The 8,718-nt window shown below is 72.1% G+C and carries 7 protein-coding genes and 1 pseudogene; 2 read left to right on the top strand and 6 right to left on the bottom strand.

Annotation, left to right across the window (positions count from 1 at the left end; all coding sequences use genetic code 11):
* Nucleotides 1-121: 121 nt before the first annotated feature.
* The 6 genes from ACFVTF_RS30035 to ACFVTF_RS30060 all read right to left on the bottom strand — a co-directional run bounded on the left by ACFVTF_RS30035 (nucleotide 122) and on the right by ACFVTF_RS30060 (nucleotide 5,019).
* The gene (locus tag ACFVTF_RS30035) at nucleotides 122-607 is read right to left on the bottom strand and encodes a glycine-rich domain-containing protein (protein WP_387817491.1); all 486 of its coding nucleotides are present in this window, start codon (nucleotides 605-607) and stop codon (nucleotides 122-124) included.
* A 152-nt stretch (nucleotides 608-759) separates the two neighbouring features.
* Entirely contained in the window at nucleotides 760-1,608 is an 849-nt protein-coding gene (locus ACFVTF_RS30040) for a DUF5753 domain-containing protein (protein ID WP_387817492.1), read from the bottom strand.
* Between the two features lie 26 nt (nucleotides 1,609-1,634).
* Nucleotides 1,635-2,165 carry a DUF6879 family protein gene (locus ACFVTF_RS30045; RefSeq protein ID WP_387817493.1) on the bottom strand — a complete coding sequence of 177 codons (531 nt, stop codon included), beginning with the start codon at nucleotides 2,163-2,165 and terminating at the stop codon, nucleotides 1,635-1,637.
* Nucleotides 2,140-2,400, bottom strand: coding sequence for a hypothetical protein (locus ACFVTF_RS30050; protein ID WP_387817494.1), 261 nt, complete (start codon nucleotides 2,398-2,400; stop codon nucleotides 2,140-2,142). Before ACFVTF_RS30050 ends, ACFVTF_RS30045 begins: the two co-directional genes overlap by 26 nt.
* Nucleotides 2,401-2,774: 374 nt before the next feature.
* Nucleotides 2,775-3,731 carry a methylmalonyl Co-A mutase-associated GTPase MeaB gene (gene meaB, locus ACFVTF_RS30055; protein ID WP_387817495.1) on the bottom strand — a complete coding sequence of 319 codons (957 nt, stop codon included), beginning with the start codon at nucleotides 3,729-3,731 and terminating at the stop codon, nucleotides 2,775-2,777.
* 79 nt (nucleotides 3,732-3,810) lie between these two features.
* The gene (locus ACFVTF_RS30060; RefSeq protein WP_350879581.1) at nucleotides 3,811-5,019 is read right to left on the bottom strand and encodes an acetyl-CoA C-acetyltransferase; all 1,209 of its coding nucleotides are present in this window, start codon (nucleotides 5,017-5,019) and stop codon (nucleotides 3,811-3,813) included.
* Nucleotides 5,020-5,322: 303 nt separating this feature from the next.
* Here ACFVTF_RS30060 and mce point away from each other — a divergent pair, with 303 nt between their 5' ends.
* Together mce and ACFVTF_RS30070 are read left to right on the top strand one after the other, a co-directional pair.
* On the top strand, nucleotides 5,323-5,766 hold the full coding sequence (gene mce, locus ACFVTF_RS30065; protein ID WP_371517110.1) for a methylmalonyl-CoA epimerase: 444 nt from the start codon (nucleotides 5,323-5,325) through the stop codon (nucleotides 5,764-5,766).
* Nucleotides 5,767-6,264: 498 nt separating this feature from the next.
* Nucleotides 6,265-8,718: pseudogene (locus tag ACFVTF_RS30070) on the top strand (hypothetical protein); the annotation flags it as partial.

Here is an 8,718-nt window from a genome sequence, read left to right on the forward strand (position 1 = left end):
CCCGCGCGCAACACCACCCCCATCTGCGCCGCCGGCACCCCCACCAGTGCCCGCCCGCTGCCCCGGGGGCGGTGGGGGGGGCCCGCGCCGCCGCGCGCGCCGCCCGCCCCCGACCGGATGATCAGTTGGAGTTGTGGCAGCCCTGGTGGCACTGCGAGCAGTTGCCGCTTTCGCTGCCGTCGGAGCCGTCGCCCCCGCTGCCCTCGGAGCATTCGGCGGACATGGTCCACAGTTCGGTGTCCACCTGGAAGCCGATCGCCGTGAGAGCCGCCATGGTGGCGGCGATGCTCGCACCCTTCACCGGGCTGTCGCCATCCTCCGGGTTGTGGTGGAGGAACCTACCGGCGACGCGGTCACAGAACCCGGCGTACTCGCCGGTGTACATCAGGAAGGCGTGCCATCCGTGGTCAACCAGACGGGACGGCGACAGCTGGGCGCCGGGGCTTGCGGCGCAGGTGCCGAGGAACGCGAGCGCCTGGTCCACGACCCGCACCGCGAGCTGCGGCTCCATGTCCTGGTCGTCAACGACCCGGTGGACCAGGCGCCCGAACAGGGCGTCGTCAACCAGGGCTCGGCCGGTGATCCGTTCCGTGCTCACGGGGCTCATGTTGTGCTCCCTTGATCGGTCCAGACCCGCCACGCGGTGGATGCGCGGTCGGGAAAGCCGCCCCCTCCACGATGGCTTCGGAGGGGAGGTCCATTCGACGATAGGGAGTGAGCGGCCGGACACCCAAAGCGATTGCGGTTGATTGCGGATTCTCAGCCGAGAGCACCGATCGCAGAGGTGATCAGCGCTCGCGCCGAAGCTCCGTAAACGGCCATCTTCGCCAGCTCGGCGAATGCGCGTTGGTAGTCCGCGAGTTCGCGTGGCTGGACAACGTTGATCTCGGCGGTCAACGTCTCCACTGATGCCTCCTGGTTGTCGAAGAGATAGAACGCCTCCAGAGGCCAGATACGGCGCCGTGCGATGAACGGGATGACGCCGAGGGAGACGGACGGGAGCGGCATCACCGCAAGCAGGTGTCCGAGCTGGCCGGCCATGGCCTCAGGTTCGCCGATCCGGTACCGCAGGACGGCCTCTTCAGCCAGGACGACGAAGCGGTGGTTGCCTTCATGCAACAGTCGGCCGCGCTCCAGCCGAGCCGCTACCGCATCGGCTACGTCGTCCGGAGTGCCCTGGAAGTCCGTGATCCCGCGCATGAGCGCGGTCGCATACGCCTCGGTCTGGAGGAAGCCCGGCACCACATTGGAGACATACGCCCGACACACAGAGGTGTTCGCATACTGCACCAGAGACTCTTCCTGGACCTGGCGCATGCCGTTGCGGTGGAGCTTGCGCCACTCTTGGTACATCAGCTCGACCGCGCGGGACGAGGCGATCAGATCGGCCGCTTGATCGCCGGAGTCACACGCGGTGCACCAAACGCGGATATCGCCTTCGGATGGTGCGGATTTTCCACTCAGGATGCGAGAGGTCTTCGACGGGTGCCACTGGCACCGCGTGGAAAGCTCCTTGCCGTCGATCCCGGCGTCCAGCATCAGCTCCCTCAGGCGCGCGGCGATGGCGACCCGAGCCGCCTGGGCACTGGATGATGGAGAAGCGGGCACAGGATTTCCGCTCGGTGCTCGATGGGTCAGACGACGTACCGGTCGTGTGGGATCGCGCGTTCCCACACCGCTTCGAATGCGGTGGAGCACAGCTTCGCCACGACCGTGTCCTCGGTGTACGAGGTGCGCGGGTCGGCCCAGTCGCCGTCACCGGTGAAGTGGTTGAAGCGAACAGCGTGAGCGTCGAACACCCAGAAGTCGTTGCCGGGCAGTGCCATGTCGGAGGCGCTGCGGCGAGGGAGCCAACGGACGTCTTCACCTGCCGCGATGTTGACCGGAGTCATGGCGTGCAGGTACCGCGTGTAGAGGGTGACTGGTTCTGAGACGATCCGGGCTCGACGGATCACGACACCACGCGCCGTCGCCTCGCGCAGCATGGCCGTCCAATCACGCCAGTAATCCGACTCCGGGTCGAGGTCCGATTCCCCAGTGACCCGGAACCGTTCGACCGCCTCTGACTCGTCCGGGACGCCATAGGCGTCGCGCATCTCCAGGTGGACCGCTGAGTACCGTGCGGACCGAAGGAGTTGATCAAATTCCGGCACGTTCAGCCACATTGCACGCCTCCCTCAAAATCGGCACCATCCGGGCCGGGATACGGATCACGGTCTCACCTTCGGGAACTCCAGGACTATGCCCGGGCACCCACGCAGTCCCGCTGATCTTGGCTGTCAGCTCTTCGCTGGCGTCCCACCCTTGGATCACGATCTCCTGCCGCACATGGTCAACCCACGCGGTCGGTGAGCCGTCCTTTCCGGTCTCGGGGTCGATCCCGATGAAATCCAGCTCCATGGTGTCCTCCCGTATCGAGTCAGTTACGCACTGTTGCGTCTGAAACCCTTACCGAGGGGCGGGCGGACCGTCAAGAGCGCACGGCAGGCGGATGGGGCCGCTCCCTTGTGACGTGATGCTGGCCTTGAGGCCACCTCGAAGGCCAGCACCCCGTCCCGGATTCGGCCAGTCGACTGCTGTGTCGCCGTCCCGCCGGACGGGCCCGGCGGGACGGCGAAAGAAAACTGCGATTGATCCGCAACTTTCCTGCTTCTTCTGCGCAGGAAGTCGATCTGGCCCGACTTCCTGCGTAAAAGGGCGACGGGGTTGCAGAGGGGTTTGGCTTACCGGGCGGGTGGGCTCTGAGTCAGGGATGTCTGGAGCCCCGCTGCGGCTCAGCCGCGGGTGAGGCCGGCCACGAGTTCGTCGGCCGCGCCGTACGGGTCCAGTTCGCCCGCCACCACCCGCTCGGCCAGGCCGGCCAGGTGGCGGTCCCCGCGCAGGTCGCCGATCCGGGTGCGCAGTTCGGCCAGCGCGATCGCCTCGATCTCGTCGGAGGCCCGACGGCGGCGGCGCGCCGCCAGTTCGCCGTGCTCCTCCAGCCAGGCGCGGTGCTTCTCCAGCGCCTCGACCAGCTCGTCGACGCCCTCGCCGCGGGCGGCGACGGTCTTGACGATCGGCGGGCGCCAGTCCCCCGCCCCGCGGGCCTCGCCGAGGCCGAGCATGTGGTTGAGCTCGCGCGCGGTGGCGTCGGCGCCGTCCCGGTCGGCCTTGTTGACCACGAAGACGTCGCCGATCTCCAGGATCCCGGCCTTGGCGGCCTGGATGCCGTCGCCCATCCCGGGGGCGAGCAGCACCACGGTGGTGTCGGCCTGGGCGGCGACCTCCACCTCGGACTGGCCCACCCCGACGGTCTCGACCAGGATCACGTCGCAGCCGGCCGCGTCCAGCACCCGCAGGGCCTGCGGCGCCGTCCAGGACAGCCCGCCGAGGTGGCCGCGGGTGGCCATCGAGCGGATGAACACCTCGGGGTCGGTGGCGTGGTCCTGCATCCGGACCCGGTCGCCGAGCAGCGCGCCGCCGGAGAACGGCGAGGACGGGTCGACGGCCAGCACCCCGACCCGCTTGCCGAGCCGCCGGTAGGCGGAGACCAGCGCCGAGGTGGAGGTGGACTTGCCGACCCCGGGCGAGCCGGTCAGGCCCACCGTGTAGGCCTGCCCGGTGTACGGCGCGAGCGCGGCCATCGCCTCGCGCAGCTGCGGGGCGGCGTTCTCGACCAGCGTGATCAGCCGGGCGACCGCCCGCGGCCGGCCCGCCCGGGCCTGTTCGACCAGCGTGGCGACATCGATCATCGGGAGCTCCTAGCGCGGATGCCTTCGGGGCTGCGGCGCCGCTCGTGGCGGTCCGCAGCCCCGAAGGCATGTCAGCTGATCAGGCCTTCGGGCTGGCGTCCTTGGGGACGCGCACGATCAGGGCGTCGCCCTGGCCGCCGCCGCCGCACAGCGCGGCCGCGCCGACCCCGCCGCCGCGCCGCTGGAGCTCCAGCGCCAGGTGCAGCACCACACGGGCGCCGGACATCCCGATCGGGTGGCCGAGCGCGATCGCGCCGCCGTTGACGTTGACGATGTCCGAGGAGACGCCCAGGTCCTTGGTCGACTGGTGGGCGACGGCCGCGAACGCCTCGTTGATCTCGATCAGGTCGAGGTCGGAGACCTCCAGGCCCTCCTTGGCCAGCGCGTGCCTGATCGCGTTGGACGGCTGCGACTGCAGCGAGTTGTCCGGGCCCGCCACGTTGCCGTGCGCGCCGATCTCGGCGATCCAGCTCAGGCCCAGCTCCTCGGCCTTGGCCTTGCTCATCACGACCACCGCGGCGGCGCCGTCGGAGATCTGCGAGGAGGTGCCGGCCGTGATCGTGCCGTCCTTGGCGAACGCCGGACGCAGCTTGGCCAGGCCCTCGACGGTGGTGTCCGCGCGGATGCCCTCGTCCTGGCCGAACAGCACCGGCTCGCCCTTGCGCTGCGGGATCGCGACCGGGGTGATCTCGGCGTCGAAGACGCCGTCGGCCTGCGCCTTGGCGGCCCGCTGGTGGGAGGCCGCGGCGATCTCGTCCTGCACCTCGCGGGCGATGCCCAGCCGGGTGTTGTGCTTCTCGGTGGACTCGCCCATCGGGATGTTCTCGTAGGCGTCGGTGAGGCCGTCGTGGGCCATCGAGTCGAGCATCCCGATCGCGCCGTACTTGTAGCCCTCGCGGGACTTCGGCAGCAGGTGCGGGGCGTTGGTCATCGACTCCTGGCCGCCGGCCACCACGACGTCGAACTCGCCGGCCCGGATCAGCTGGTCGGCCAGCGCGATGGCGTCCAGGCCGGAGAGGCAGACCTTGTTGATGGTGAGCGCCGGGACGCTCATCGGGATGCCGGCCTGGACGGCGGCCTGGCGGGCCGGGATCTGGCCGGCGCCGGCCTGCAGCACCTGGCCCATGATCACGTACTGGACCTGCTCACCCGTGATGCCGGCCCGCTCCAGCGCGGCCTTGATCGCGAAGCCGCCGAGGTCGGCACCGGAGAAGCCCTTGAGGGAACCGAGCAGGCGACCCATCGGGGTCCGCGCACCGGCAACGATCACAGAGGTGGTGTTGGTCATGGGACGAGCCCCTTCGCACGTCGTGGCCAGGTGAGGATGCGCTCAATGTACTGACCCGTTACCCGCCCGTCACCGGAGCGACGGTGTGATCGAGCGCACTGGCACCTTCCAGTCAACACCGTGTCAACGCGGCCCGGGTGAACCCCGGCGTCCGCCCCGGGCGAGCCCCCGGCGTGCGGCCCGGGTGGACCCCCGGCGTGTGAGCAGACTCGCACGTCCGGCGCTGGCGCCGGTCAGCAGCGATGCGCTGCACTGGTGCCACCTGGTTCCCGAGGTACCCAACCCGCCCCCCCGGAGGTCACCGTGCTGACCCGTATCGACCACATCGGCATCGCCTGCCGCGACCTCGACAGGACGGTCGAGTTCTACCGCGCCACCTACGGCTTCGAGGTGTTCCACACCGAGGTCAACGAGGAGCAGGGCGTCCGCGAGGCCATGCTCAAGATCAACGACACCGGCGACGGCGGCGCCTCCTACCTCCAACTGCTGGAGCCCACCCGGCCCGACTCGACCGTCGCCAAGTGGCTGGAGAAGAACGGCGAGGGCGTGCACCACATCGCCTTCGGCACCGCCGACGTGGACGGCGACGCCGAGGCCGTCCGGGCCAAGGGCGTGCGGGTCCTCTACGACGAGCCCCGGATCGGCTCGATGGGTTCGCGGATCACCTTCCTGCACCCCAAGGACTGCGGCGGCGTCCTGACCGAGCTGGTCACCTCCGCCGAACCGGGCGCCCACGACGCCCACTGACCCCCGCCAGGTGCCGCCCACGACCGGGCGGCACCCCCGAATCACCGGTCATGACCCGTCAGTAACCTCGTCCGACAGCCGGAAAACCACCACGCGGCCATTCCCCCGCAGTGCGCTCCCACTACAATGCCCAGGTGCGCGAAGGCTCCGGGGGACGGAGGCGACGGGCACGGCCGATGACAGGCCCGTCCGCCCAACGGTGGCCGGCCCGTCGCAGGGGAGTCCACAACGCGGGCACGGCTGAACAGTCGCAACACTGATCTGTCACCATTCTCCACAAGGCAAGAGTTCGCCCAGGAGTCCACCCGGACGGGGGAACGCGGCATCACCGCGCTTCCACGCCCAGGGCTCCGACGACCGCGGCGGGCGGCCCCGGCTTGACCGGCGGGCCGTCCACCGGCTGCGGATGCAAGGAGCCAGTCGGACCAGTACCCGGACAACGGGTGCCCTGGACCGGCCGGGTCGAGGACGCGACCAGGAGATGGATGGGACCGCGGAGTGCGGGGCAACGACCGCTACGAGGTTGACGATCACCTCTCCCAGTTCGAGGCCGAGATGGGTCGGACTCGAAAGGAGCGGGACAAGGCAGTCGAGCATGCCGAGGACCTCGCCTACCAGGTGGAGGTGCTCCGGGCCAAGCTGCACGAGTCCCGCCGCATGCTCGCCCAGCCGCGCGCCTTCGACGCCGTCTCCGGCCAGGCCGAGCAGATGCTCCGCACTGCCGAGATGCAGGCCCAGCAGCTGCGCGCCGACGCCGAACGCCAGCTGCGCGACTCCCAGGCCGCCACCCAGCGGATCATGGCCGAGGCCGCCGAGCGCACCGCCCGACTGGAGGCCGAGCTCACCGCCCGCCGCCGCCAGCTGGAGGACGAGCTCACCGAGCTGCGCCGCACCGCCGAGCAGCACGTCAACGGCTGGGCCGAGCAGACCAGGACCGGCTCCGAGCAGGAGGCCCAGCGCCTGCTCCAGGACGCCCGCGCCGAGGCCGAGCGCATGGTCGCCGCCGCCCGCGCGGAGGCCGTCGCGCTCTCCGACCAGGCCCGCGCCCAGACCGCCGCCGACGTCGACGCCGCCCGCGGCGAGGCCCAGGCCGCCGCCGAGGCCGCCCTCCAGCGGGCCCAGAGCGACGCCGAGCGCCTGCTGCGCGCCGCCTCCGAGCACGCCCAGCAGGCCGGCGCCCAGGCCGCCGCCGACGTGGACGCCGCCCGCGGCGAGGCCCAGCAGCAGCTGGCCGCCGCGCACGCCGCCGCCGAGCAGCAGCTCGCCGTCGCGAAGGCCGAGATCGGCCGGCTCAAGGAGCAGGCCTCCGCCGAGCAGATCCGGGCCGAGCAGCAGCTCGCCCACGCCCAGGCCGAGATAGAGCGGCTGCGTGCCGAGGCGATCGCCGAGGCCGAACGCACCCGCCGCGAGTCCGCCGAGCTGCGGGCCCAGGCCGAACAGGCCGCCGAACAGCTCCAGGCCGACGCCGAGGCCGCCGCCGTACGCAAGGCCGCCGACGGCGAGGCCGCCAACGAGCAGCGCTCGCAGACCGCCCGTGCCGAGGTCGCCCGGATGGTCGCCCACGCCACCAAGGAGGCCGAGGCGATCCGCGCCGAGGCCACCACCAAGCAGGCCGAGGCGGAGGCCGCCAAGGCCGCCGCCGCCGAGGAGAGCGAACGGCTCCGAGCCACCGCCGAATCGGTGGCCGGCGAGCTGCGCGCCGAGGCCGAGGCCGCGATCGCCGAACTGCGCGCCCAGGCCGACCGGGACGTCGCCGAACTCCGCGCCCACGCCGAGGCCGAGGCCCAGCGGCTGCGCCACGCGGCCGAGGAGGAGGGCCGGGCGGCCGGCGCCAAGGACGCCACCGTCCACCTCGCCAAGGCCGCCAAGACCGCCGAGGAGGTGCTCGGCCAGGCCAACCAGGACGCCGAGACCGCCCGCACCGAGGCCGCCACCGAGGCCGAGCGGATCCGCACCGAGGCCGCCGCCGAGGCGCAGCGCCTGCGCGAGCAGGCCCAGGCCGCCGTCGAGCAGGCCCAGAACGCCGCGCTCGACGACGCCGCCGCGATCCGCGAGCGGATCGAGCAGATGCAGGACGAGGCGGCCCGGCTGCGGGCCGAGGCCGAGGAGCTGCGCGCCCAGGCCGCCGCCGAGGCCGACCGGGTGCGCGGCGAGGCCCGCCGCCAGGCCGTCGTGCAGATCGAGGAGTCGGCGAAGAACGCCGAGGAACTGCTCACCAGGGCCAAGGCCGACGCCGACGAGCTGCGCGCGGGTGCCGCCGGAGAGATCGAGCGGCTGCGCGCGCAGGCCCAGGAGCAGGCCGCCGAGACCCAGGGCCGGGCCGAGCAGACCCTCGCCCGGGCCCGTACCGAGGCGGAGAAGACCACCGCCGCGGCCGAGCAGCAGGGCCAGGACGCCCTCGCCGCCGCCAAGGCCGCGGCCGCCGAGAACCGCGCCGCCGCCGAGCGCGAGACCGCCGAACTCCGCCGGGACGCGACCGAGTTCGACCAGCGGGTCCGGGCCGAGGCGAACGCCGCCGCGACCGCCCTCAGCACCGAGGCGCAGGCCGAGGCGAGCGCCGTCCGGGACGCCGCGGTGGCCGACGCCGAGCGCGTGCGCACCGAGGCCGACACCGAGGCCGCCCGTACCCGCAGCGAGGCCGAGGCCGCCGCGAACGCGCTGCGGGAGGAGAGCCGGCGCGAGCACGAGGAGGCCGCCGCCGGGCTGCACCGCGAACGCGAGGAGACCGCCGAGCAGCTGGCCGCCGCCCAGGCCGCCCACGAGCAGGCCGAGCAGACCGCCACCGAGCTGCGGGCCCTCGCCGAGCGGGAGAGCGCCGAACTGCGCGAGCTGGCCGAGCGGGAGAGCGCCGAACTGCGCGAGCTCGCCGACCGCGAGACCACCGAACAGCGCACCGCCGCCGAGGCGTACGCCACCGACGTCCGGGCCAAGGCCGAACAGGCCGCCACCGAA

Origin of the sequence: Kitasatospora sp. NPDC057940, from assembly GCF_042887425.1 — a bacterium.
In the GTDB taxonomy this organism is placed as follows: Bacteria; Actinomycetota; Actinomycetes; order Streptomycetales; family Streptomycetaceae; genus Kitasatospora.

Excerpts from the sequence above, each read along its gene's own strand:
- meaB (WP_387817495.1), bottom strand. The coding sequence starts at position 3,731 with ATGATCGATGTCGCCACGCTGGTCGAACAGGCCCGGGCGGGCCGGCCG.
- ACFVTF_RS30050 (WP_387817494.1), bottom strand. The coding sequence starts at position 2,400 with ATGGAGCTGGATTTCATCGGGATCGACCCCGAGACCGGAAAGGACGGC.
- ACFVTF_RS30060 (WP_350879581.1), bottom strand. The coding sequence starts at position 5,019 with ATGACCAACACCACCTCTGTGATCGTTGCCGGTGCGCGGACCCCGATG.
- ACFVTF_RS30045 (WP_387817493.1), bottom strand. The coding sequence starts at position 2,165 with ATGTGGCTGAACGTGCCGGAATTTGATCAACTCCTTCGGTCCGCACGG.
- ACFVTF_RS30035 (WP_387817491.1), bottom strand. The coding sequence starts at position 607 with ATGAGCCCCGTGAGCACGGAACGGATCACCGGCCGAGCCCTGGTTGAC.